We start from the raw sequence: 24,427 nt of genomic DNA, 5'->3' as shown, positions 1-24,427 counted from the left end.
GCTCGACAGCACCTTCAACTCCATCGAGTCTACTCGCGTGAAAATCCGTCTTTCGATCCTCAGCCTGTTTTTCCTTTTCACGGGCACCTTCATCACGCAGAACATCAGCGCGCAGGAAACCATTGCCCCGCCACGAGACACTTCAAAACTGCAGGTCGCCTCCGGCAGTGCGATCCTGCTGGACCTGCAGACGGACAAGGTGGTCTATTCGAGCAATCCGGATGTCGTGGTGCCGATCGCATCGGTGACCAAGTTGATGACCGGCCTAATCGTGCTGGACGCCAAGCAGAACCTGGACGAATACATTTCCATGACCATCGCCAACACGCCGGAAATGAAAGGTGTGTTTTCCCGGGTCAAGCTCAACAGCGAACTGTCACGCCGGGACACGCTGCTGATCGCCCTGATGTCGTCGGAGAACCGCGCCGCCGCCAGCCTCGCCCATCATTATCCGGGCGGCTACGCGGCGTTCATTGCGGCGATGAACGCCAAGGCCAAGGCGCTGGGCATGTCCAGCACCCACTATGTCGAGCCCACCGGCCTGTCCATTCACAACGTCTCGACCGCCAGGGACCTGACCAAGCTGTTGATCGCCGCTCGCAAGTATCCATTGCTGAGCGAATTGAGTACCACCAAGGAAAAGACCGTGACGTTCCGCAAGCCGGCCTACAGCCTGGGCTTTCGCAACACCGATCATCTGGTCCACAAGGCCAACTGGGACATTCAGTTGACCAAGACCGGCTTCACCAACCAGGCCGGTCATTGCCTGGTGCTGGTGACAAAAATGGGTAATCGTCCGATGGCGCTGGTGATTCTCGACGCGTTCGGCAAATACACTCATTTTGCCGATGCCAGCCGTATTCGCAGCTGGGTCGAGACAGGCAAAAGCGCCAGTGTCCCGGCCGTGGCCTTGCAATACAAGGCCGCCAAGAACCTCAAGAGCCGCCAGAGTGGCGTGGTAGAAGCGTCAAAATAATTCGGCCAGGCGCAAACAGATAGCCCCGACTCGTCGGGGCTATTTTTGTCAGGGCTTAAGGTTACCCAGTGGGTCATACGCTCTCGAGGAAGGTGGTTCCTCATCCTCCTCGTCCCGGGGCGCCTTGGCCGGCCCTACCGGGTCCACTTGCGGATCGTCGAGATCCGGCGAGTCCGGATCGAACCCCAAGTCATCATCACCGGATGAATGCTCGGAAGAATGCGGCCCTGAAGGTGTTTTCGACTGTGCCATGGTTGCCTCCTTGAATCATGGCCCGGAGATTCCAGGCCTTGACGATAAGAACCCGAGGCATGCGAGGTCGTGCCCGAAAGCTGACGAACGGGGACGCGACTCAGCGTGCGGAGCCCAACGCCTTGGTGGCCCGCGCGGCGGCCTGCTCCTGCCCTGCCCCGGCTAACTCGTCGGCCGCCTTCAACCAGCGCTGGGAGTCAACGCTGGCCGGAAGTTGCGTGGGCTGCTGTATCAACACCGCCCAACCGCCCGCGTCCTTGAACGCCGATTCGAATGCATCGAAACTCATCAACGACCGCCGGTTCATCCCCGACCGCAGCAGCACGGTGCGTTTTTGTCGGTTGTAGCCAGCCAGGATCGCGTAGCGCGGCCCGGACCAGAACGCCGAACCTTCGGTGTAGCGCAACAGCACGGGATAACCCGCCGCCACCTGTTCGAGCAACGCCGCGAGCTCCTGGTCGAGGGGATAGACGACCAGTCCGTATTCACGTGCCAGGATTTGCAGACTCTGCTGCAAACGCGCCTCGCCACCGGGCAGGTGTAACGGTTTCTCCAGCAACCCGGGCGTGATGACCGTTCCTTGCAAGGTCAACAGGGCGGCCAATGATTGCGGCGCGCCCTGATACATCTCGCCGCGAAAGAACGGCACGCTGTTGAGTTCGACCCGCTCGGGCAGACGCTTTATCTGCGGCGATACGCCCCCCGCGCACCCAACCAGGACAGCGGCACAGGTCAGCGCCACTACCAGTGATCGAAAAGATGAAATTACCGGCACCATTAATGACTCTCTTGTTCAGGCAGACCCGGCATCCGGGCCGGGCTTGGGCCGACGATCATAAAGTGCGCGCCCGCCTGGGTATAGCCACAAGCAAGAGTTTCACAACCGCGATAGAACGAACCGATCCGTCGCCAATGCCGGCGATCGACTGCTCGTAACACTCGAGCGGCTAGACTGTCCATTGTAATGAGTGCATTGCCCGAGTCCGGGCTGAAGGAGGCACAGATGAGCCTGACGACGACTATTCTGATGCTGGTATTTGGCTGGCTGAGCGTAGCGACGGCCATGTTGTGGGGCGTACTGCGGATCGCCCGGCGCCATCACCACGCACCTCCCCCTCAAGCGAAACAGCCCTCCAAACCCGCCAGGCGCCACGCCACCGCACACTGAGATTATCGCCGCGCATGAAAAAGCCGCCCGGGCCTTGGACCCGGGCGGCTTTTGTCTGCCTGGTATCAGGCTTTGTCGACGAGCGCTTTCTCCCTGGCGCGTCGGGACAACATGTTCAACACCTCGATCGCCGCCGAGAAGGCCATGGCCGCGTAGATGTAGCCCTTGGGCACATGAGCACCGAAACCTTCAGCAATCAGTGTCATGCCGATCATGATCAGGAAGCCCAGGGCCAACATGACCACGGTAGGGTTGTCATTGATGAACTTCGCCAACGGCTCGGCGGCCAGCAGCATCACCAGCACCGAAACCACCACGGCGATGATCATGATCGGCAAGTGTTCGGTCATACCCACCGCGGTAATGATGCTGTCGATGGAAAACACCAGGTCGAGCATCAGGATCTGACCGATCGCAGCAGCGAACCCGAGGGTCACGCCCGATGTGGCCGACTTGGGATCGTTCGGCGCCGGGTCCATGCTGTGATGGATCTCGGTGGTCGCCTTCCACAACAGGAACAGGCCACCGGCGATGAGGATCATGTCCTTCCAGGAAAAGGCCTGGCCAAGGATTTCGATCACCGGTTCCGTCAACTGCACAATGAACGCGATGGTGCTCAGCAGGCCCAGGCGCAGGATCAGCGCCATGCCGATACCGATCCGCCGCGCCTTGGCGCGATGCTGTTCGGGCAGCTTGTTGGTCAAGATCGAAATGAAGATCAGGTTGTCGATGCCAAGCACGATTTCCATGACGACCAGGGTGGCCAAGGCAATCCAGGCGGTGGGGCTGGCGGCAAGCTGTAACAGATAATCCATGGGTCAGTCCTGACTCGATATGACGGGGTTAGATGGTCTTGGTGGAGGATTCGGATTCTTCAGCGTCTTTCTCCGGCTCTTTTTTGGGGCTTATCAGCCCACCAGTAGCCTCGCTGATGGCCTGCTCGGCAGCTTTGTGAGTATCGTCGATTGCCTGCTTGGCCGTCTCGACTGCTTGTTCCTTAAGTTGCTCGGCCAACTGCTGGGCGCTCTTTTCCGCTTGTTCACAACCCACGAGCGCTATCGATGACAGCGACAGGAAGGCTGCAAGACCCAAGGATTTATACGTCATGGACAGTGCCTCTTCAGAAATGGATGGAGCACAAAGATGGCTCACCGATGGCCCGGCATTCTAGAGAGGCTGATACTTCAGGAAAATTCGTATTTTCAGCGGCTATACTTCGGTTTTTACGAACCGGCGAAAACCATGCTCAATTATCGACAGCTGCATTATTTCTGGGTGGTGGCAAAAACCGGCAGCATCGTGCGCGCCTGTGAGCAATTGAACCTGACCCCGCAAACCATCAGCGGGCAGATCTCCCTGTTCGAACAGACCTACAACATCAAATTGTTCCAGCGCGTCGGGCGCCAGTTGGAGCTGACAGAAGCCGGTCGCCAGACGTTGCCTTACGCCGAACACATGTTCCAACTTGGCGGTGAACTGGAATTGATATTGCGCGCCCAGCCCAACGAGCAGCAGACACTGTTTCGGGTCGGGGTGGCGGATGTCGTGCCCAAGTCCATCGTCTATCGGCTGCTGGCCCCGACCATGGAACTGAGCGAGCCACTGCGTATCACCTGTCGCGAGGACAAGCTCGAACGGCTGCTGGCGGACCTGGCAATCCAACGCCTGGACCTGGTGATTTCCGACAGCCCGATGCCGACTCACCTGGATATCAAGGGCTACAGCCAGAAGCTTGGAGAATGCGGGATCAGCTTTTTTGCCACCGCCGCGCTGGCCGATCGTCATGGGCAGAATTTTCCCCATGGCCTGCATGACGCCCCGCTGCTGATCCCGGGACCGGAAACCGTCGTACGCAGCCGCCTGCAACGCTGGTTCGCCGAACAGCAGATCCAGCCGCGGATTGTCGGCGAGTTCGACGACAGCGCGTTGATGCAGGCATTCGGCCAGTCAGGCAGCGGGATTTTTATCGGTCCCAGCGTGATTGCCGAAGAGGTCAAGCGGCAATATGGGGTGCAGGTCATCGGCCAGACCGAGGCAGTGAGCGAGTCGTTCTACGCCATTTCCGTGGAACGCAAGGTCAGCCACCCTGGCATCGTCGCAATTGCCGAAGGGGCACGCCGCGAGCTGTTCAGCGCCTAGCAATCAGCGCAGGCGTTGCGGGGCTTGAACGTCATCAGCAACAGCGCCAGCAGGATCGATACCAGGATGAATCCGGCCGCGGCGAAACCGACGCTGCCCAGGCCCAGCGTATCGATGACTCGACCGCCCACCAACGCCCCCAGGCCAATGCCCAGGTTGGCCCCGGCGATGTTCAGCGAAGCAGCAAACGCCGGCGCTTCAGGGGCCGCTTTCATCAGCCGCACATGGCTGACCAGGAACAGCGCCGCCTGGGTCACGCCCCAGATACCCATCGCGGCGGCCAACCCCAGCGTCGAATGAATGCTCGGCACCAGCGCCACCATGCCGCCGATCATGAACAGGCAGAACACCATTGAGGCGATCAGCGGATGCCGGTCTACCGCGCGACCACCCAGGGAGTTGCCGAGCAGGCCCACGGCCCCGAAGCCCATCAGGCACCAACCCACGAGCGTACCGTCGAACCCGGCCAGGCGTTCGAGGATATCCGCCAGATAGGTATAGGCGGTAAACATGCCGCTGAATACCAGGATCGACAGCAGCACATGCCCCTGCATCAGGGGGCTGCGCAGGATCTTGAATTGCGAGCGAAAGCTCACTTGATGCTGGTGCAGATTGGTTTTCGGCAGGTAGATAAACAGCAGCAGCGCCTTGGCAAACGCGATGACCGCCAGGATTGCAAAAGCGCTGCGCCAGCCGAATGCGTCGGAGATCAGGGTGCCGACCGGAATGCCGAATACCGTGGCGCAGACGATACCGAAGCCGATCCGCGCGATGGCTCGCCCGGCAAACTGAGGCCCGACGATGTCCACTGCGGTTTCACTGGCCAACGCCCAGAATACCGGCAGACCCAAAGCCGGGACCAACCGGGCAATGGCCATGACCCAGATGTTCGGCGCCAGCGCCGCCAAAGTGTTGGCCAGGCCGAACATCACCAGCACGCTGATAAACAGCCGACGCCGCTCGACACGGGCAAACCACGCGGTCAGGAACGGCCCGAACGCCGCGACAGTAAATGCGAACAAAGTCACCAGCAGTCCAGCCTGAGGGATGGTGACTTGCAGGTCCCGGGCGATGGCTGGCAACAGGCCGACAATGATGAATTCCGTGGTCAGCACCGTGAAGCCGGCGGCGGACAACAGGAAGATGGGCAACAGCATGCAGAACTCCAACAAAACGACGACACCAGCGTTAGCCCAAGGGCCCGCTGGAAAACAAATGAGGTGAGAGTGGCAAAGCCTAACAGATTGGGGCCGTTAGAAAAAAGCAGATAAACAGGCAGGTGACGGATCGTCACAGGTCCGTCAGATTTTTCGCCGGGCTGTGATAAAGTCCGCGGCCTGCAAATGCTCCACACTCTTTTCGGTCCCGATCATGCGGCCTGCCCGCTTGTTGCCCTGATTGACGGACCGTTGCACATAAAAAATCAGAGATACCGTCATGACTGCTGTGTCCTCTTCCCTTCTGCACCGCTTCAAACGCACCAGCCTGGTGACGCAAATTGTCATCGGCCTGATCGCCGGCATTGTCCTGGCGTGGCTGGCCCCTGACGTGGCGAAATCCACGGCGTTCATCGGCAAGGTCTTTGTGTCGGCGCTCAAGGCCGTGGCGCCGATCCTGGTGTTCGTGCTGGTCATGGCGTCGATCGCCAACCATAAGCACGGCCAGGAAACCCATATCCGTCCAATCCTCTTCCTTTATCTGCTGGGCACTTTCGCTGCGGCCGTGGTCGCGGTCATTGCCAGCACGCTGTTTCCCTCGAGCCTGGTGTTGAGCGCCCAGGACGTTGCCGTTACCGCGCCCGGCGGGATCAGTGAAGTGCTGCAGAGCCTGTTGCTCAGCGTGGTGGACAACCCCGTTCGAGCGCTGATGGACGGTAACTTCATTGGCATCCTGGCCTGGGCCATCGGCATGGGTATTGCCATTCGCCATGCCGGCGAAACCACGCGCACCGTACTCGAAGACTTGTCCAATGGCGTGACCGTGATTGTGCGGCTGGTCATCCGCTTCGCCCCGCTGGGTATTTTCGGCCTGGTAGCCTCGACCCTGGCCACCTCCGGCTTCGGTGCGCTGCTCGGTTACCTGCACCTGTTGACCGTGCTGATCGGCTGCATGCTGTTCGTGGCACTGGTGGTCAACCCGCTCATCGTGCTCTGGAAACTGCGTCGCAACCCCTTCCCGCTGGTGTTCACCTGCCTGCGTGAAAGCGGCATCACCGCGTTCTTCACGCGCAGCTCGGCGGCGAACATTCCCGTGAACCTGGAGCTGAGCAAGCGCCTCGGCCTGCACGAAGACACCTACTCGGTCTCGATCCCGCTGGGCGCCACCATCAACATGGCCGGGGCCGCCATTACGATCACCGTACTGACGCTGGCGGCCGTACATACCCTAGGCATCGTGGTGGATGTGCCCACGGCCGTGCTGCTCAGTGTCGTCGCCGCCATCTGCGCCTGCGGCGCTTCCGGGGTCGCCGGCGGTTCGCTGTTGTTGATTCCCCTGGCGTGCAGCCTGTTTGGCATCCCCAGCGAAATCGCCATGCAAGTGGTCGCGGTAGGGTTCATCATCGGCGTGCTGCAGGATTCAGCTGAAACCGCGCTCAACTCGTCCACGGATGTGCTGTTCACGGCGGCGGCTTGCCTGGGTGAAGAAGAGCGGGCGCGGCGTACTGCATAAACCGTGCGTCTTCATCGCGAGCAGGCTCGCTCCCACAGGATTCTTGCGACAAACATCAATCCAGTGTGGGAGCGGGCTTGCTCGCGATAGCGATGGAACAGACGCTGCGGAACTGACAGCCACAAAAAAGCCCGGAACAGCTCACACCGTCCCGGGCTTTTTCATGCTCGCGGGTTTAGAACGCGCCCATGTAATCGCGCTTGCCTACTTCCACGCCGTTGTGACGCAGGAGTGCATAAGTGGTGGTGACATGGAAGAAGAACTGCGGCAGGCCGTAGGTCAGCAGGTAGGTTTGACCGCTGAAGCGTTTTTCCTTCGGGGTGCCCGGACGGGTGACAATTTCAATGCCTTCCTTGCCATCGATCTGCTCGGGGCTGATGCCGTCGATGAAGGCCAGCACCTTGGCGATCAGCGCTTGCAGCTCAGCGAAGGTGGTCTCGCTGTCGTCGTATTTTGGCACTTCGATCTCGGCCAGGCGCGCGGACACGCCCTTGGCGAAGTCGACGGCGATCTGCACCTGACGCACCAGCGGGAACATGTCCGGGAACAGGCGTGCTTGCAGGAAAGCGTTCGGATCGATGTTTTTCGCGGTGGCGTGGGCTTCGGCCTTGTTCAGCACATCACTCAGGGCGTTGAGCATCTGTTTGAAAACCGGGACGGAGGCGGCGTACAGGGAAATGGTCATGGCGATCTCATGCGGGTGGTAGGAGGAAACAAATCAAACGTCGGCGATTATAGCCACGGCTTGTTGCGCTCCTTGTCTTTTATTACGCAAGGATTAGGCTAGGCGGCTTCCACGGCATAGGGAAACGCGCAATGAGCATCGAAGAACAAAGCCAGGCCGAAGAACCACGGCTCAACAGCACGGAAATCCGCATCCTTGGTGCCCTGATCGAAAAACAGGCCACCAACCCCGAGACCTACCCTCTCACCCTCAACGCGCTAGTGCTGGCCTGCAACCAGAAGACCAGTCGCGAACCGGTGACGAATCTCAGTCCGGGCCAGGTCGGCCAGAGCTCGCGGGCCCTGGAAGGCCGCGGTTTTACCCGGCTGGTCATGGGCAGCCGCGCCGACCGCTGGGAGCACCGGGTCGACAAGGCGCTGGAATTGGTGCCGGCCCAGGTGATCCTGATGGGATTGCTGTTCCTGCGCGGCCCACAGACCGTCAATGAACTGCTGACCCGCAGCGGCCGCATGCATGATTTCGAAGACACCGAGCAGGTCGTGCATCAGCTTGAGCGCCTGATCGCCCGAGGCCTGGCGCTGCTGGTGCCGCGCCAGGCCGGCCAGCGTGAAGACCGCTACGTGCACGCCATGGGCGACCCCGCGGACATCGAGGCCATCCTCGCCGCCCGCCAGTACCCGGTAGAACGCAGTGGCGCCGGCAGCGGCGTGTCACTGGAACGCCTTGAAGAGCTCGAAGCGCGGATAGCGGCGCTGGAGGAGCGTCTGGCGCGCCTGGAGTAATCAGGACCGGGCGAAAGCCACGGCCTTGTCGAATTGCTCCAGGTTGGGCCGCACGCCCGTGTACAGCACAAACTGCTCCAAGGCCTGGATCGCGATCACCTCCAGCCCGGTGATGACCCGCTTGCCTTCTGCCCGGGCCCGGACGATCAACGGCGTTTCCGACGGAATCGCCACCACGTCGAATACCGTCTCGGCTGCCACGAGGGCATCGGGCTCGAACGCCAGGTGGTCCGCTTCAGGACCGCCGGCCATGCCGATCGGCGTCACGTTGATCAGCATTTGTGGCCGGCGATCGCCCAGCTCGGCTTGCCATTCATATCCCAGGGAGTCGGCCAGGGCTCGGCCGGTGGTTTCGTTGCGGGCGACGATCAGGCCATTTTTATAGCCGCCATCGCGCAAGGCACTGGCGACCGCCTTGGCCATGCCGCCGCTGCCACGCAGGGCGAAAGTCGAATCCTTGGGTACGGCATGGGTCTGCAGCAATTGGGCGACGGCAATGTAGTCGGTGTTGTAGGCCTTCAAATGGCCGTCAGTGTTGACGATGGTGTTGATCGACTGGATCGCGGCGGCGGAAGGATCCAACTCATCGACCAGGGCGATGCAGGCCTCCTTGAACGGCATCGACACGCCACACCCACGGATGCCCAGGGCGCGAATGCCACGCACCGCACCCGGAAGGTCGCGACTGCTGAACGCCTTGTAGTAGAAATTCAGGCCCAGTTGTTCATAGAGGTGATTATGAAAGCGCAGGCCGAAGTTGCCCGGGCGCCCCGATAGTGACATGCACAGCTGGGTATCTTTGTTGGGGTTCATCTGCATGCTCGTCTCCTTGAAACACTTTCGGATAAACGCGATCGCCGTACCGACCGGTCCTGTTCGATGCTCAGACCTCGGGCACAGCGCAGCGACTCGCCATCCGCTGTAAAAAAATCAGCCACAGACCTTACACAATATTTACCCAACGGCGGTGCAAATCCTGGGAAAATCGCTGTCAGAGCAAGTATCCCCGCGCCCTAATCGGGTCTGTCGCAGGCCACAGGCGCCGGGGCCGGAACGAGGAATCGCCATGAAACGCAAACTTCCCATTATCGCCCTGCTCGTGGGGGCACTCGCGGTCACCGGCCAGGCATCCGCCCATGGTCGCGGTGGTTGGGAGGGTCCCGCGGTGTTTGGTGCTATCGTCGGCTCGGCCATTGTCGGCTCCGCGCTCATCAGCCGCGACCGACCGGTTTATGTCCAGCAACCGGTGTATGTCCAGCCACAACCGGTCTACGTGCAACAACCTGTCTATGTGCAGCAACCGCCACCGGTCTATTACGCGCCGCAACCGGTATACATCGAGCGCCCGGTCTACTATCGCCCGGCGCCGGTGTATTACGGGCCGCCACGGGGCTATTACGATGGCCCGCCGCGCGGCCATTACGGTCGCTGGTAGTCCGTTCAGGGTCATAAAAAAGCAGCCGGTGATCGATGATCACCGGCTGCTTTTGTTTCCACTCCTTGGCGATCGCCAGATCAGACGTGCTCGCTGCTCTTCAGCCGCACCGGGCCGTGCTCTTCCGGCGAGTGGGCGGGTTCCGCCACCACTGGAATCTCGTTGCCGTCGCAGTCATGCAATTTTCCGTCGCTGAAATAATCGCCTTCACGCAGTGCAGCCAGGTCCTGGTAGCGCAGCACCCGCTCGGTACCGGCGGCAAAAACTGACTGCTGGTCGGAGTTGCCGGTGGTGAAATGGTTGAACGCCAGGTTCAGGATAATTGCCATGATTGCCGAAGAACTGATCCCCGAATGGAAGATCGTCGCGAACCAGCTGGGGAATTGGTCGTAGAAGTTCGGTGCGGCGATCGGGATCATGCCGAAGCCAATGGAAGTGGCGACGATGATCAGGTTGACGTTGTTGCGGTAGTCAACCTTCGACAGGGTTCGGATACCACTGGCGGCAACCGTACCGAACAGCACGATACCAGCACCACCGAGCACCGAGGTCGGTACGGCGGCGATCACCCGCCCCATGAATGGCAGCAGCCCGAGCACCACCAGGAATATCCCGCCAGTCGCCACGACGAAACGGCTCTTGATGCCGGTCACCGCCACCAGCCCGACGTTCTGGGCAAAGGCACTCTGGGTGAAGGAGCCAAAGATCGGGGCGATCATGCTCGACAGCATATCGGCTCGCAGACCATTGCCCAGACGCCGGGAGTCGACCTTGGTGTCGATGATTTCCCCCACCGCCAGGATGTCAGCGGAGGTTTCCACCAGCGTCACCATGATCACGATGCACATCGACAGGATCGCGGCGATATGGAAAGTCGGCATGCCGAAGTGGAACGGCGTTGGAAACCCGAACATCGGGCCTTCGCTGACGGACGAAAAATCCGCCATGCCGAGGAATACCGCGATGACGGTGCCGATGACCATCGCCAGCAGGATCGACAGGCGGGAAATCGTCGCACTGCCCATTTTGCTCAGTACCAGCACCAGTACCAGGGTCAGCGCAGCCAGGCCGATGTTCGCCATGCTGCCGAAATCCGCAGCGTGGCTGTTGCCGCCCATGGCCCAGCGCGCCGCCACCGGCATCAGCGTCAGGCCTATGGTGGTGATGACGATGCCGGTGACCAGTGGCGGGAAGAACCGGGTAATGCGCGAGAATACCGGAGTGATCAGCAAACCGATCAGGGACGCCGCGATTACCGCGCCAAGGATGGCCTGGAAGCCCCCTTCCCCGCCGGTTCCGACGATCGCCACCATGGTCGCGACGCCGGAGAACGAAACGCCCTGCACCAGCGGCAGCTGGCAGCCAAAGAACGGCAGGCCAAGCGTTTGCAGCAACGTCGCCAGCCCTCCCGCGAACAATGACGCGGCGATCAGCAGACCGATGTCCGCCGGCGACAAGCCGGCCGCCTGGCCGATGATCAAGGGTACCGCGACGATGCCGCCGTACATGGTCAACACATGTTGCAGGCCGTAAGCCATATTCGCGCCGACGCCAAGGTTTTCGTCCTCGGGCCGTGGGAGTGAAACATGGGGCGTTTTCATGGTTCGGGGGTTCCCTGTTTTTTGTTATGCGCACACTGTATTCAAAATTCAGGACAAATGTCCATAGAGTTGTATACAACTTGTTGCGCACGGATCGCAGACCAGGTTGCAAATCCCGAACCAGATTGCATTCAACTTCGCACTATCAGTCCTTCCAGCGCCGGCCGCAGCAGTTCCCGTGGCGGCACCCGCAGCCCGAACTCCGTCTCCAGCAGGCCGATCAACTCGTCGGCGTCCATGATTGTGCGTCGCTCACTTTCCTGCCCGATCTGGTGCACGGCATAGCTGTTGCCGTTGAGGGTCTTGCGCCAACCGTCACCCGTGCGGGCGACCATCAACCGGTCCTTGAACGGGGAATCCGGATGACTGCAGACGTACCAATTGCCGACGATGTAATCGATTTCTTCCTGGCGCTGCAGGTCGAACAGGTACATGGGCCGCCATTCGCCCCCTACGTTGGCGCGCAGCATGTAGCCGTCTTCAGTGGTCTCGATGCGGTATGGCTCGTGAGGAGTGGCCTGGACCTCGCGACTGTCCAGCAACAGTGGCGCGGTCGGCACCATGCCACCGAAGCCGACGTCGGTTACATAGCGCACGCCGTCAAGCGTCACCAGGCTCAAGCGATGGGTGCGTGCGGTCCAGGCGCCTTCAGGTGCGTTCATCACTACTCGCCCGGTAATGCCGCGGGCCTCGAAGCCCAGGTCCTGCAAAAGGGCCAGGAATAACTGATTGAGCTCGTAGCAATAACCGCCGCGCCCTTGCTCGAAGATTTTTCGTTCCACCGACTCAAGGTCGATCGGCACCGGCTGCCCCAGCAGCGTCGCGAGGGTTTCGAAGGGGAACTCGGCCGTATGACGCCACTGCAACTGGCGCAACGAATCGAGCGTCGGGGGTGGCGCCGTGTCGAAACCCAGGCGCCGCAGATAACGACCGCAATCACTCAGTCGAGGTTGGTTCATGGGGTGTCCTTTCCTGTTCAGGTGCAGGGCTTGTGCAGGCACCCCGCCATTGGCACAGGTATAAGGCATTTCCCCTGGGTGGACAATGATCCGGCGGCTTCAACGGCGCTTGCGCGAAGACAGACGAATCCACGTCGGGGCATGGTCGCTGGGGTGTGGCTGGTTTCTGACCCAGGCATCCACCCCCGCCTCGCTCAGGTAGGCACTGGCGGCAGGGTTGAGCAACAGGTGGTCGATACGTAGCCCGGAGTTTTTTTGCCAGTGCTGGCGAAAATAGTCCCAGAATGTATAGATCCGTTCTTGCGGGTAGAGATGTCGCAGCGCATCCGTCCAGCCCTGGTCCAGCAGGCGCTGGTATCGCTCGCGACTTTCCGGCTGCAACAGGGCATCCTTGAGCCAGGAGCGTGGGTTGTAGATGTCGAAGTCGGTGGGCACGACATTGTAGTCGCCCGCCAGCACCACCGGGTGATCGCTGGCTTGTAGTCCCTGGGCATAATCGATCAGCCGCTCGAACCATGCCAGCTTGTAGTCGAACTTCGGACCAGGCTGCGGATTGCCGTTGGGCAGATAGAGGCAACCTACCAGGACGCCATGCACGGCTGCCTCGATATACCGACTGTGACTGTCTTCCTCTCCGCCCGGCAGGCCGCGCCGACTTTCCAGCGGTTGCGCATCGCGGGCCAGGATCGCGACGCCATTCCAGGAAGCCTGGCCGTGCCAGATCGCCCCGTACCCGGCCGACTCAAGCTCCGCCGCCGGGAAATCCTTGTCCGCCGCCTTCAACTCCTGCAAGCAGGCGATGTCGGGTTTCTCCCGCTCCAGCCACTCCAGCAGGTTGGGCAGCCGAGCCCGGATACCGTTGATATTGAAGGTCGCGATTCGCAGCTTTTTCATGGGCAGGCAACTCGAAAAACCAAAGTACTAGCTGTGACCGATGACAAGCCGCGGAGGTTGCAACAACCGCTCAGGAGCCGGTTTTCGACAGGGGCGGAGCGCTTTCCAGCAGATGCGCGAACGCCTGCTTGTCGATGGGGCGGCTGAGAAAATACCCTTGCACTTCGTGGCATTCATCCGAGCCCAGCGTGCCCAGTTGGGCCAGGGTTTCAACACCTTCGGCGGTGACCGTCAGGCCCATGGCCTTGCCCAGGTTGATGATCGCCTGGACCACGGCGCGGTCGTTGCTGCTGTTGCTCATGGAGGCGATGAAGCGCTTGTCGATCTTGATGCCATCAAACGGATAGGTGCGCAAATAACCGAGCGACGAATAGCCGGTACCAAAATCATCCATGTTCAGGCGCACCCCCAGTTCCTTGAGCGCATTCATGACCTGGAGCGCACCGTCCACATCGTTCAGCATGACGTTCTCGGTGATTTCCAGCTCCAGGCGACTCGCCGGGAAGTGGGTTTCGATCAATACCTGGCGCACGTCCTCGACCACATCGCTGCGTTCGAATTGCGCAGGCGAGAGGTTGACCGAGACCATCAGCTCGCCCGGCCAGGTCAACGCGGTTTCGCAGGCCTCGCGTAACACCCAACGCCCAAGCGGGACAATCAGGTCGGTTTGCTCGGCCAGCGGGATAAACGCGTCGGGCCCCAGCAAGCCTTGGGTCGGATGTTGCCAACGGACCAGCGCCTCGACAGCGACGATGGTCTTGCCATCCACGGTATAGCGAGGCTGAAAATGCAGGACGAATTCGTTTTTCTTCAATGCCTGGCGAAGGTCGCTTTCCAGCTGGCGACGATGCTGGATCTGATCGTTCATGTGCGAGGCGAAGTAGCACCAGGTCTTCTTGCCCTCGGATTTGGCCTGGTACAGGGCGATGTCGGCGCAACGGATCAACTCGCCCGGCACATAACCTTGGCGCCGGCTTACGGCAATGCCGATGCTGGCGCCAATGTGCAATAAATGGGTCTCGTAATGGATCGGTTGCTGCAGGCTGTCGATCAGCCGTGCGCAAAACCGGTCGATTTCGGTGGAGTGCTCCACTCCGCTGAGCACCACCACGAACTCATCCCCACCCAGGCGCGCCACCAGATCGTGCTCTCGGGTGCAGTCGCGCAGGCGCTGTGCCACTTCCAGCAGCACCGCATCGCCGGCCGGGTGGCCCAGTGAATCGTTGATCGGCTTGAAGTTATCCAGATCCACCATCAGCAAGGCCAGCGGTACGGAATGCTCCTTGGCAAGCAATGCATCGTCCAGGTGCCGGGCCAACTTGTTTCGATTCGGCAAGCCGGTCAGCGCATCGTGCATCGACAGATGCTGGACCTGGGCATGGGCGGCCACTTCATCGGTGATGTCGCTGGCGGTGCCGCGATAGCCCGTTACCACGGCCTTGTCATAGATCGGCCGCGCCGATACCCGACAAAATCGCAACTGTCCGGAATGGTCGCGGTAGGAACACCGCAGGTTGCTGGCATTCTGTTCTTCGACCAGTTTGCCCAGCCACAAGGCAATCGGCGTGGTGTCGCAATACAGCAACTGTTCGATGTCCTGTCCCAGCCATTGCTGATCGGAAAAATCGGTAACGGTGTTGAAGCGCCCCGAGAGATAGGTGATGCGCTGCTGGCTGTCGATTTCCCATATCCAGTCCGACGCCGCCTCCGCCACGGCACGGAAGCGCTCTTCGCTCGCCTGGAGCGCCTGCTTTGAGGTTTCCAGACTGTCGTAGCTGGCGTCCACCTGCCGAGCGGTACGCATGGCATAGCGGAAAAAATAAGCGGTGAGCAACGCCAGGATCAGCAACGCCCCGCCCAATGGCGGAACCAGGGACCACAACAATTGGTGGCCTGGCCGCTCCAGTCGGGATACCAGGCTGTAGCCGGTGCTATCCAGCGGTACGGCTGGCTGACCGGGCGCCAGCGCCGTATCTTTCACCAGGTTCAACTCGTTCAGGCCGTAGCTCTTGCCTACCTTGCGAAGCTTGACCGGCGTCATCTGGTCGACAAAAAGCAGCACCGACGTCCCCTTGGCCTCGACCTGAGGACGTTCGTCGTTGGGCAGGATCACCGAAGCCGTGACGATGGCCGGCCAGCCTTCGAACAAGGTGTAGCGGATCATGGGCCTGGTCAGGTCCGGTTGCGCCTGGAGCTGATCGACAAGGTCCCTCAGCGGTGTATCGATGTAGGCTGTCGCCTCTGCCTGGACATTTTGTCCCCGCACCACCGCATATTTGGTGCGTTCACGGTCGATGACGAACACCCCTTCGTATTCATCGTTGGTGAACAGGGTCTTGCCGATGTTCTGTTCGGCATAGGCCCATTGCACATCGACCTCGCCGTTAAGACGCTCATAGCCGGTGGTCCAGTAGGCGTAACTGGCCATGTAGTTTTTCGACGCGGTGATGCGATTCTCGAGCGCGCGCTCAATGTAGAAGTGGGTCTTGCCCACGTCGTCCGCGTCCAGCTTTTGCGCAATGTTGAACAGCGCGGCGACAGCCATCAGGACACCCATTACGAACAGCACGCCGACCGCCACCACCAGGCGACGGGTAATCGGCGTGTGACGCGTGACGTCAGGGGGGATATCGGCAGCGGTGTCCATTGACCTGCTCCTGTCCTTCGGCGTTGGCTTCGCCGTGCAAACTTCACTGCATGAACTGCGTTTGACCCTTGGGTTTTCTTAACCTTAGCAGCCGCTGCCGCGTCAGTTGGCGAGCCTACAGAGTTTGGCGAAAAGGGCTACGCGTCGCCTATGCGTTGAACAATGGACCTTGATCCGCCGCCGATGATTCCGACGAATCTCAGCGATCGGAACGCTCCAGCGCATCGAACGCGTCTTCCCTGGACAACGCCGCGACACAGTTGCGACCGCTGTGTTTGGCCTGATACAGCGCCGCATCGGCTCGCTGGATGAAGACTTCCGTACTGTCCAGGCTGCTGGGCACGAAGGCATGGCAACCCAGGCTCACCGTCAGGTAGCCGGAGGGGGCAGCCGAATGGGTAATCTGCCTGTCGATGACGCGGCGGCGGATCTGTTCGGCCAATGCCATGGCGCCGTGCAGGTTGGTATCGGGCAGCAGGACAGCAAACTCTTCGCCACCATAACGCACCGCCAGGTCGGCCTTGCGATGACAGCAGTCCTTGAGTACCTTCGCGACCTCCGCCAGGCAATGATCACCCGCGACATGCCCGTAGGTATCGTTGTAGCGCTTGAAAAAATCGATGTCGAGCATGATCAGGCTCAGGGGGCTGCGCTGGCGGGCGCCTCGGCCGAACTCGATGCCCAGGGCCCGCTCGAACAGCCGGCGGTTCGCCAGCCCGGTCAGGCTGTCATGAGTGGCGATCAGCTCCAGCGCTTGTTGGGCCTTGCGCAGGTCCGCTTCAATCCGCTCGCTGTTACGCACCTGATGCACGAAAACCCAGCCAAACAGACAAATACCCAGCACCACCAAGGCCACGATCAGGCTCGATTGCACCGCCCGGTCATACCAGCCCGCCAGGATCGCTGACTCGGACATCGCGGCAACGACTACCAATGGGTAGGCTTGCAGATGCCGATGGCCATAGAGCCTGACGATATTATCGGTGCCGGAGCGAATCATTTCATCGCCGGAAGCCCCCACCACCGGATCGTGCTGGAAAATATGATGCCGCGCCATGGACGCACCAATCAGCGCCTCGTCGAAGGGCCGGCGCGCCAGCAAAGTCCCATCGGACAACGCCAGGGCCATCTCGCCTTGATCATCGAGATTGAAACTCTTCAGGAACTGGTCGAAATACGACATCTTGATCCCCGCCATCAGCACGCCCTGGAAATTGCCTTTGCGGTCATTCAGCCGACGGGAAACGGGGATGATCCATTCGCCGTTCTGCCGGCTGCGGATCGCCGGGCCGATATGGGCGACGAGCGAGGCATTCTCCTGGTGAAACTGGAAATACTCGCGATCCGCGATACCGGATCCCCGGTGCAGCTTTTCAAACGAGGTGATGATCCACTGGCCGCTCTTGTCGAACAGAAACAGGCCATGCAGTTGTTCCAGAGACTGCACGCGCCGGGCGAATGTCTGTTGCAGGCGCGCGCGCACGGCCGGGCCGTAGCCATCGATCTGGATCCCGTCTGCCAGGCTGCCGAGCACGAGATCGGCCTGCAGGAAAGTATCCTGGGCCTGCTGGGCCATGGCACGGGTAAGGTTGGCCGAAGCAATCCGCGCCGACTCCAGGTCGTGACGACGAGATTGCTCAAGTTGCAGATAGAGCAAACCGCAGAGGCACAGGCACACCGTCGCGATAAACGCCACCGCAGCCTTGAGCAACGGCAGGCGCTTGAGGGTGCCGCCGGGCGCATGGAGCGGATCGTTGATGGGGATAGGCAAGCGAATTCCTGAAGAGGGCAAAGCATGAGCAAAACGCTCAAAGCCCCTAATATTCGTGAGCTTAGCGTACCGCTTGGAGGCCGGCAATTTGCCAGTGGGGCGAAGTCGATGGATGGCGCAGTGGATCCAAAATCCCCCTCATCATTTGGCAATTCCGCCGCCCCTTGGCGCGTTTTTTTTACACGCGAACCTTACCGGGGGCTATCTAAAACGTGTCTCGCCCCATAACGTAGGTGGCCTTTATATCAAGGCCCCGCGGACCATGAGCACTCCGAACCCGAGCACTGTAGAACAGGTACAGACCAGACCGTCGACCGTCAGCCTGCGAGAGGCCTTCTGGTTCTGGCTGAAACTGGGTTTCATCAGCTTCGGCGGACCGGCGGGCCAGATCTCGATCATGCACCAGGAATTGGTGGAGCGTCGGCGCTGGATCTCCGAGCGTCGCTTCCTCCACGCCTTGAACTACTGCATGCTGCTGCCCGGCCCCGAGGCCCAGCAACTGGCGACGTACCTGGGCTGGCTGATGCATCGAACCTGGGGCGGAATAATCGCCGGGGCGTTGTTTGTCCTGCCCTCGCTGTTCATTCTCATCACATTATCCTGGCTATACGTCGCCTTTGGCGAAGTGCCGGTGGTGGCCGGCATTTTTTATGGCATCAAGCCCGCCGTGACGGCGATCGTCGTGCATGCCGCGCACCGGATAGGCTCGCGCGCGCTCAAGAACAACTGGCTGTGGGCAATCGCCGCCGCGTCGTTTACGGCGATTTTCGCCTTCAACGTACCCTTCCCGCTAATCGTACTGGGGGCGGCGGTCGTCGGTTACTTCGGCGGTCGCTGGGCACCGGCAAAGTTCAGCCTGGGCGGCCACGATGCCAGGCACAAGTCGTTCGGCCCGGCCCTGATCGATGACGATACACCGACCCCGGAACACGCTCGTTTCAGTGCCACCCGCCTGGCCCGACTGCTGATCGTCGGGGCGCTGCTGTGGACTCTGCCGATAGGCCTGTTGACCGCGATGTTTGGTTGGGAAGGAACCTTGACGCAGATGGCCTGGTTCTTTACCAAGGCGGCACTGCTGACTTTCGGCGGCGCCTATGCGGTTCTGCCCTACGTGTATCAAGGCGCCGTCGGACATTTCGGCTGGCTGACACCGACCCAGATGATTGACGGCCTGGCCCTGGGCGAAACCACTCCGGGACCGCTGATCATGGTAGTCGCGTTCGTCGGTTTCGTCGGGGGTTACGTGACGCAGGTGTTCGGCCCCGAACAGGCGATTCTGGCGGGCGCGGTTGCGGCCACGCTGGTGACCTGGTTCACCTTCCTACCCTCGTTCCTGTTCATCCTGGCCGGCGGTCCGCTGGTGGAATCGACCCATGACGAGTTGAAATTCACCGCGCCGCTCACAGCGATCACCGCGGCGGTGGTGGGGGTGATTCTCAACCTCGCCTGCTTCTTTGGTTATCACGTGCTCTGGCCCAAGGGCTTCAACGCAGCACTGGACTGGCCATCGGCAATTCTTGCAGTCGCGGCGTTCATTGCACTGTTCCGCTATAAACGCGGCGTCATCCAGGTATTGCTGGCCTGCGGCCTGGCCGGGCTGGCGGTGCATCTGCTGCGCTAAGAGAGACACTTGAGTCAGATCAGCGGCCCATGCCCGAGGCCGCTGACGGCAAGAAAATTGAACGGGCCTCTGCCACCTGCGAACTAAGCAAGTTCATGGCCCGGCCGGTGCGGCCAGGGCACAACCTGAACAGAAATGGCACAGGTGATCCATCCATGGACTCAAGCTCCCTCGATATTTTTACCGACACCCAGGTACTGGGCATTTCCATCGCCAATTGGCTGCTGGCACTGAGCGTGATGACGGTGAGTTTCATCATCGCCAGGGCTGGCGTCGGTTTTCTGTTGAAAAACGTGCGTGCCCGGGCACAAAAACCCGACGCTTATGTCAGCCACATCGCCGTCGAAGTACTGTCCAGTACCAGCAATACCTTGTTATTGCTGGCCTCGATCCTGATCGGCGTTGGCGTACTGGACTTACCGGAACGCTGGCTGAGTCGAGTCAGCAGCCTCTGGTTCGTGGTGGCGGCCCTGCAAGTGGGATTATGGGCAAACCGAGCGATCGCCTTGGCGCTGATGCATTATTTCGCCCGCCACAGCCACTCTGACATCCATCAGAAAAGCGCCTTGGCCACCCTGAGCCTGTGGGGTGCGAAAGTATTTCTCTGGGCGGTGGTGCTCTTGGCGATGCTTTCCAACCTGGGCGTGAACATCACGGCGTTCGTTGCCAGCCTCGGCGTGGGCGGCATCGCCGTGGCGCTCGCGGTGCAGAATATCCTCGGGGACCTGTTCGCTTCGCTGTCGATTGCCGTGGACAAACCTTTCGAAGTCGGCGACTTCATCGTCGTCGGCTCCCTGGCCGGGACCGTGGAACATGTCGGCCTGAAGACCACGCGAATCCGCAGCCTGGGTGGCGAGCAGATCGTCATGGCGAACGCCGGCATGATCAGCACCACCATCCAGAACTATAAACGCCTGCAGGAGCGCCGCATCGTCTTCGAATTCGCCCTGCCTCAGGAATGCTCGACAGAACAACTGCGGCAAGTGCCGGTCATCGTCGAGAAGATCATCAAGGCCCAGGAAAAAACCCGCTTCGACCGCGCGCATTTTCGTGGTTTCGGCGAAAGCGCACTGGAGTTCGAAACGGTCTATATCGTGCTGGACCCCAGCTACAACGTCTACATGGACATCCAGCAGGCGATCAATCTGGGCATGATGGAAGAGTTCGCCAGGATCGGCGTGCGCTTCGCCATGCCGTCGCGCGCGGTGCATGTGGCTTCGTTGCCGGATGCGGTCGAGCGGATGGCCAGCAGCGACAAGAACAGGATGCAGTCGCGAACCGCTGCCTCGTCCGGCGCGCAGCACTGACTTCAACCGCGCAGCCATGACCCAGCGCAACTGAGCCCCCCACTCCTTCAGCTACGCTCAACCTATCACCACGACAGGGAATCGACATGAGCAAGGCAGACGAACTCGCGGCGAAGCTGAGGCAGGCCCAACGAACCCCAGCCGGCGTCGACAACTGCGCCGACCTGGCCATCGAACACTGGCCCGGCCAGGTCTACGACTTGTACCGTCAGATCGAAACGTGGCTGGCGCCGGTGTGTGAGGCGGGCCTGGTTATCCGGCGCAATCCGACCCACGTCTTCGAGCGCCACTCCAGCGGTTCGACGTACAACTACGCCATTGACCAATTGGTGATCGAGGGCAACCACCGGCGCATCTCGCTCGATCCGATCGCCCGCTTCTCCACCAGCGCAGAGGGATGCATCGAAATCCATATGCAAGGCGTGAAGCACTGCATCCTGCGCACCGTGGGCGAGCATGGCGAATCACTTTGGCAGCTGCGGCCGGCCGGGCAACACACCGAACCCGTAGCGCTGGATGAAGATGCTCTTCTCTTGATCATCGAAGAAGGGTTGGGGCTTTAAAGCAAATGGGCGACCTATCGAGTCGCCCATTTCTGAAGACAGGAGGATCAGCCGGCAGCCGATTCAAATGCAGCATCGGGCCCGCTTTGCACGGGATTGCCAGGCGTAGCCGTATACCGGCCGACCAGGACTGCCAAGGCGTTATCGATCTCGTCAGCTGCGCCTTGAGCGTGCTGGGCATCCGCCCAGCTCCAGTAGCGCTCGGACACCAGCCCGCCCACAGCCTGCGCGCAAAGTTCATCACAACTGACGCCCATCTTGCCCGCGGCCGCAATGACCGCCAGGAGCGCCTGCTCCAATTGGGAAATTCTTTCAGTAGACACAACTAACCAACTCGGTAGGTAACGAGCTTGAAGCTTACCAAGATATCAATATGCCACCAAACTGCAGGCGCCCAACGGTCTCGTCCAGCTTCGGTTGCCCGATAACATCAGGGATTTTTTCCCCTGCTTATGGATCAACGAAGCCTGCATTGGTTTCGATCAGTTTGACTCTCGCACCGCGCCATATGTCGCGTCGCTCGACGCTTGCGAAGACTTGCGAGCCGCGGCACGGGCCGCCAGCATGGTCAGCACCGCCGCAACGACCAACACGGCCGCGCTGGTTTCAAACGTCGCCCGATAACCGCTCAGGTCGAACAGGACGCCACCCACCGTGGCACCAGACGCAATGGCGAGCTGGACGATCGCCACCATCAATCCGCCGCCTGCCTCGGCATTTTCCGGCAACGTCCTGGCCAGCCAGGTCCACCAGCCAACAGGCGCCGCCGTTGCCACCAGCCCCCAGACACCCAGCAGCACCGCGGTCATTACCGCTGACCCGCCGAACGCAACCAGCGCAAGAGCGATTGCAGCCATCAACAACGGGATGACGATTAGGGTCCGATACAGGCCGTTCCTCAAGAACGAACCGATCAGGAAGGTTCCGAACAAACCGGCCAAGCCAATCACCAACAACATGAACGACAACAGCGACACGCTCACCTGCGTCACCGTTTCGAGGAAGGGACGCAGATAGGTGAACAACATGAACTGGCCCATGAAGAACGTGCTGACGGCCAGCATGCCCAACGCAACCGGTGCCTGGGTCATCAGTTTGAAAGGATTGCCGCTGTCCTGCTTCACCCGCGAGGGCAGCGAGGGCAGGCTCAACAGCAACCACGCCAGGGCGAGCGCGGCGACAGGCACGATGCAGAAGAACGCGCCACGCCAACCGATGATTGCGCCCAGGAAGCTGCCCAATGGCGCAGCGACTACCGTCGCCAAGGCATTGCCGCCGTTGACGATGGCCAATGCGCGGGGGACCTTGTCCTCCGGCACCAGGCGCATGGCCGTAGCCGCCGACAGCGACCAGAAGCCGCCAATCGCAACGCCGATCAAGGCGCGGCCGACCATGAACGTCACGTAGTCGGGGGCCAGCGCAGCCACTGTGCCGGAAACGATCATCAGCAGTGTCAATGCCGAGAGCAGCCATTTGCGATCGACCCGGGCGGCAATCGAGGCGACGAACAGGCTGGTGACCAGGGCGAAGGCGCCGGAGACGGCGATGCCTTGGCCGGCCTGCCCTTCGCTGACATGAAGGTCCGCCGCTACCGGTGTCAGCAGGCTGACCGGCATGAATTCCGAGGCGACCAGCGCGAAGGCAGCCAACGACATGGCCAGCACCGCGCCCCACGCAGGCTTACCCTGCGGGGTGGGCGATAAAGTATGGGTCATGGCTAACAACCTGAAATTTATGGAAGGGCTCGAAACCCTTGGGCGAGCGAGCTCGCTCGCGATGACGACGGCACAATCCACGCACAGGCGACTGGAACACCGCGATCGCGAGCAGGCCCGCTCCCGCATCAATCGGGCCTGAACGCTTTGAGACTTACATTCAACCGGCCAACGTAGCGTTGTCGATCACGAAGCGATACTTGACGTCGCCCTTGAGCATCCGCTCGTAGGACGCGTTGATCTGATCGGCACGAACCAGCTCGATGTCGGCAACGATGCCGTGCTCAGCGCAGAAATCCAGCATTTCCTGGGTTTCGGCAATCCCACCGATCATCGAGCCGGCAATGGTTCGACGCTTCAGGATCAAGTTGAAGACATTGGGCGACGAATGAGGCGTCGCCGGAGCGCCCACCAGGGTCATCGCGCCGTCGCGCTTGAGCAATACCAGGAAAACGTCGAGGTCGTGGGGCGCCGCCACGGTGTTGAGGATGAAGTCGAAGCTCTTGGCGTGGGCGGCCATTTCATCAGCATTGCGCGACACGATGACTTCATCGGCGCCCAACTGCCGGGCGGCCTCGCGCTTGGATTCTGATGTGGTGAACGCCACGACATGCGCGCCCATCGCGTGAGCGAGCTTGATGCCCATATGCCCCAGGCCACCGATCCCGACCACGCCGACTTTCTTGCCCGGCCCGGCGTTCCAGTGACGCAATGGCGAATAGGTGGTGATGCCTGCACAAAGCAGTGGCGCGACGGCGGCCAATTGCTCTTCGGGGTGACGGATGCGCAGCACATAACGCTCATGCACCACGATGTTCTGCGAGTAGCCACCCAGGGTCCAGCCCGGTTCATCCGGCGTCGGGAAGTTGTAGGTACCGATCATGCCGTCGCAGTAGTTTTCCAGGCCGCTTTCGCAGTCCTCGCAGTGCTTGCAGCTGTCGACAATGCAGCCGACGCCGACCAGATCACCGGTCTTGAACGCGGAAACATGGGCGCCCACCGCCGACACGCGGCCGACGATTTCGTGGCCAGGGACGCAAGGGAACTGAGTGCCTGCCCACTCGGCGCGCACCTGGTGCAGGTCCGAGTGGCAGATCCCACAAAAGGCGATGTCGATCTGCACGTCGTGCGCGCCGGGTGCGCGGCGATTGATCTGCATCGGTTCAAGGGGTTTGTCGCCCGCGTGGGCGCCGTAGGCTTGTACACGCATGAGATGACTCCTTGTTGAGTTGAATTCGACTG

At 60.8% G+C, this 24,427-nt stretch carries 25 protein-coding genes; 9 read left to right on the top strand and 16 right to left on the bottom strand.

Going from position 1 to position 24,427, the window contains the following annotated elements; genetic code table 11:
• Positions 1 to 37 precede the first annotated feature (37 nt).
• A complete protein-coding gene (gene pbpG, locus J3P96_RS10130) occupies positions 38 to 976 on the top strand; it encodes a D-alanyl-D-alanine endopeptidase (protein WP_434656803.1) in 939 nt (312 codons plus the stop codon).
• A gap of 48 nt (positions 977 to 1,024) precedes the next feature.
• On the opposite strand, the gene J3P96_RS10125 is transcribed toward pbpG, so the two are convergent.
• The 4 genes from J3P96_RS10125 to J3P96_RS10110 all read right to left on the bottom strand — a co-directional run bounded on the left by J3P96_RS10125 (position 1,025) and on the right by J3P96_RS10110 (position 3,503).
• The gene (locus J3P96_RS10125) at positions 1,025 to 1,228 is read right to left on the bottom strand and encodes a DUF6021 family protein (RefSeq protein ID WP_305500075.1); all 204 of its coding nucleotides are present in this window, start codon (positions 1,226 to 1,228) and stop codon (positions 1,025 to 1,027) included.
• A gap of 100 nt (positions 1,229 to 1,328) precedes the next feature.
• Entirely contained in the window at positions 1,329 to 2,006 is a 678-nt protein-coding gene (locus tag J3P96_RS10120; protein WP_434656801.1) for a peptidase C39 family protein, read from the bottom strand.
• A gap of 455 nt (positions 2,007 to 2,461) precedes the next feature.
• Entirely contained in the window at positions 2,462 to 3,211 is a 750-nt protein-coding gene (locus J3P96_RS10115) for a TerC family protein (protein WP_434573180.1), read from the bottom strand.
• A gap of 28 nt (positions 3,212 to 3,239) precedes the next feature.
• A complete protein-coding gene (locus J3P96_RS10110; RefSeq protein ID WP_434656798.1) occupies positions 3,240 to 3,503 on the bottom strand; it encodes a hypothetical protein in 264 nt (87 codons plus the stop codon).
• A gap of 135 nt (positions 3,504 to 3,638) precedes the next feature.
• Between J3P96_RS10110 and nhaR the strand changes: the two genes are divergently transcribed.
• Entirely contained in the window at positions 3,639 to 4,535 is an 897-nt protein-coding gene (nhaR, locus tag J3P96_RS10105) for a transcriptional activator NhaR (protein WP_434629942.1), read from the top strand.
• On the opposite strand, the gene J3P96_RS10100 is transcribed toward nhaR, so the two are convergent.
• Both J3P96_RS10100 and J3P96_RS10095 read right to left on the bottom strand, forming a co-directional pair.
• Complete coding sequence (locus tag J3P96_RS10100; RefSeq protein ID WP_305500068.1) at positions 4,532 to 5,692, bottom strand: MFS transporter; 1,161 nt, start codon at positions 5,690 to 5,692, stop codon at positions 4,532 to 4,534. The two genes, nhaR and J3P96_RS10100, sit on opposite strands and share 4 nt — an antisense overlap.
• Before the next feature lie 144 nt (positions 5,693 to 5,836).
• Positions 5,837 to 5,974 carry a hypothetical protein gene (locus J3P96_RS10095; RefSeq protein ID WP_434656796.1) on the bottom strand — a complete coding sequence of 46 codons (138 nt, stop codon included), beginning with the start codon at positions 5,972 to 5,974 and terminating at the stop codon, positions 5,837 to 5,839.
• Between J3P96_RS10095 and sstT the strand changes: the two genes are divergently transcribed.
• Positions 5,973 to 7,205, top strand: coding sequence for a serine/threonine transporter SstT (sstT, locus tag J3P96_RS10090; RefSeq protein ID WP_434601272.1), 1,233 nt, complete (start codon positions 5,973 to 5,975; stop codon positions 7,203 to 7,205). The two genes, J3P96_RS10095 and sstT, sit on opposite strands and share 2 nt — an antisense overlap.
• Positions 7,206 to 7,380: 175 nt before the next feature.
• Here sstT and J3P96_RS10085 read toward each other — a convergent pair whose 3' ends face one another.
• The gene (locus J3P96_RS10085; RefSeq protein WP_434573173.1) at positions 7,381 to 7,890 is read right to left on the bottom strand and encodes a DUF1993 domain-containing protein; all 510 of its coding nucleotides are present in this window, start codon (positions 7,888 to 7,890) and stop codon (positions 7,381 to 7,383) included.
• Between the two features lie 131 nt (positions 7,891 to 8,021).
• Between J3P96_RS10085 and J3P96_RS10080 the strand changes: the two genes are divergently transcribed.
• Positions 8,022 to 8,672 carry a YceH family protein gene (locus tag J3P96_RS10080; protein WP_434656794.1) on the top strand — a complete coding sequence of 217 codons (651 nt, stop codon included), beginning with the start codon at positions 8,022 to 8,024 and terminating at the stop codon, positions 8,670 to 8,672.
• On the opposite strand, the gene J3P96_RS10075 is transcribed toward J3P96_RS10080, so the two are convergent.
• Positions 8,673 to 9,491: a shikimate 5-dehydrogenase gene (locus tag J3P96_RS10075; protein WP_434656791.1), complete on the bottom strand. Its 819-nt coding sequence runs from the start codon at positions 9,489 to 9,491 to the stop codon at positions 8,673 to 8,675.
• 247 nt (positions 9,492 to 9,738) lie between these two features.
• Between J3P96_RS10075 and J3P96_RS10070 the strand changes: the two genes are divergently transcribed.
• On the top strand, positions 9,739 to 10,107 hold the full coding sequence (locus J3P96_RS10070) for a hypothetical protein (protein ID WP_434629937.1): 369 nt from the start codon (positions 9,739 to 9,741) through the stop codon (positions 10,105 to 10,107).
• Between the two features lie 80 nt (positions 10,108 to 10,187).
• Here the strand turns inward: J3P96_RS10070 and J3P96_RS10065 are convergent, their stop codons facing one another.
• The 5 genes from J3P96_RS10065 to J3P96_RS10045 form a co-directional block, all read right to left on the bottom strand.
• Positions 10,188 to 11,708 carry a nucleobase:cation symporter-2 family protein gene (locus J3P96_RS10065; RefSeq protein ID WP_434656789.1) on the bottom strand — a complete coding sequence of 507 codons (1,521 nt, stop codon included), beginning with the start codon at positions 11,706 to 11,708 and terminating at the stop codon, positions 10,188 to 10,190.
• A gap of 131 nt (positions 11,709 to 11,839) precedes the next feature.
• Positions 11,840 to 12,667 carry an arylamine N-acetyltransferase family protein gene (locus J3P96_RS10060; RefSeq protein ID WP_434656787.1) on the bottom strand — a complete coding sequence of 276 codons (828 nt, stop codon included), beginning with the start codon at positions 12,665 to 12,667 and terminating at the stop codon, positions 11,840 to 11,842.
• A gap of 99 nt (positions 12,668 to 12,766) precedes the next feature.
• Entirely contained in the window at positions 12,767 to 13,561 is a 795-nt protein-coding gene (gene xth / locus J3P96_RS10055; RefSeq protein ID WP_434601276.1) for an exodeoxyribonuclease III, read from the bottom strand.
• Positions 13,562 to 13,631: 70 nt separating this feature from the next.
• The gene (locus J3P96_RS10050) at positions 13,632 to 16,208 is read right to left on the bottom strand and encodes a bifunctional diguanylate cyclase/phosphodiesterase (protein ID WP_434656784.1); all 2,577 of its coding nucleotides are present in this window, start codon (positions 16,206 to 16,208) and stop codon (positions 13,632 to 13,634) included.
• Positions 16,209 to 16,407: 199 nt separating this feature from the next.
• A complete protein-coding gene (locus J3P96_RS10045; protein WP_434656781.1) occupies positions 16,408 to 17,979 on the bottom strand; it encodes a diguanylate cyclase in 1,572 nt (523 codons plus the stop codon).
• Between the two features lie 262 nt (positions 17,980 to 18,241).
• Here J3P96_RS10045 and chrA point away from each other — a divergent pair, with 262 nt between their 5' ends.
• From chrA to J3P96_RS10030, 3 genes are all read left to right on the top strand, one after another.
• Positions 18,242 to 19,600, top strand: coding sequence for a chromate efflux transporter (gene chrA, locus J3P96_RS10040; protein ID WP_434656778.1), 1,359 nt, complete (start codon positions 18,242 to 18,244; stop codon positions 19,598 to 19,600).
• A 155-nt stretch (positions 19,601 to 19,755) separates the two neighbouring features.
• Positions 19,756 to 20,907: a mechanosensitive ion channel family protein gene (locus J3P96_RS10035; protein WP_434656776.1), complete on the top strand. Its 1,152-nt coding sequence runs from the start codon at positions 19,756 to 19,758 to the stop codon at positions 20,905 to 20,907.
• Positions 20,908 to 20,993: 86 nt separating this feature from the next.
• Positions 20,994 to 21,470 carry a hypothetical protein gene (locus J3P96_RS10030; protein ID WP_434656774.1) on the top strand — a complete coding sequence of 159 codons (477 nt, stop codon included), beginning with the start codon at positions 20,994 to 20,996 and terminating at the stop codon, positions 21,468 to 21,470.
• A 47-nt stretch (positions 21,471 to 21,517) separates the two neighbouring features.
• On the opposite strand, the gene J3P96_RS10025 is transcribed toward J3P96_RS10030, so the two are convergent.
• Both J3P96_RS10025 and J3P96_RS10020 read right to left on the bottom strand, forming a co-directional pair.
• On the bottom strand, positions 21,518 to 21,769 hold the full coding sequence (locus J3P96_RS10025; RefSeq protein WP_434656772.1) for a hypothetical protein: 252 nt from the start codon (positions 21,767 to 21,769) through the stop codon (positions 21,518 to 21,520).
• Positions 21,770 to 21,952: 183 nt separating this feature from the next.
• Complete coding sequence (locus tag J3P96_RS10020; protein WP_434656769.1) at positions 21,953 to 23,185, bottom strand: MFS transporter; 1,233 nt, start codon at positions 23,183 to 23,185, stop codon at positions 21,953 to 21,955.
• Here J3P96_RS10020 and J3P96_RS10015 point away from each other — a divergent pair.
• Positions 23,184 to 23,327, top strand: coding sequence for a hypothetical protein (locus J3P96_RS10015; RefSeq protein WP_434656767.1), 144 nt, complete (start codon positions 23,184 to 23,186; stop codon positions 23,325 to 23,327). The genes J3P96_RS10020 and J3P96_RS10015 overlap by 2 nt on opposite strands.
• A gap of 18 nt (positions 23,328 to 23,345) precedes the next feature.
• On the opposite strand, the gene J3P96_RS10010 is transcribed toward J3P96_RS10015, so the two are convergent.
• The gene (locus J3P96_RS10010) at positions 23,346 to 24,395 is read right to left on the bottom strand and encodes an NAD(P)-dependent alcohol dehydrogenase (RefSeq protein WP_434573146.1); all 1,050 of its coding nucleotides are present in this window, start codon (positions 24,393 to 24,395) and stop codon (positions 23,346 to 23,348) included.
• Between the last annotated feature and the right edge of the window lie 32 nt (positions 24,396 to 24,427).

It is taken from the genome of Pseudomonas sp. R3-56 (assembly GCF_051132075.1).
GTDB lineage: Bacteria > Pseudomonadota > Gammaproteobacteria > Pseudomonadales > Pseudomonadaceae > Aquipseudomonas.
The sequence above is the reverse complement of the archived record's forward strand: the minus strand, read 5'-3'. Positions and strand labels throughout refer to the sequence as shown.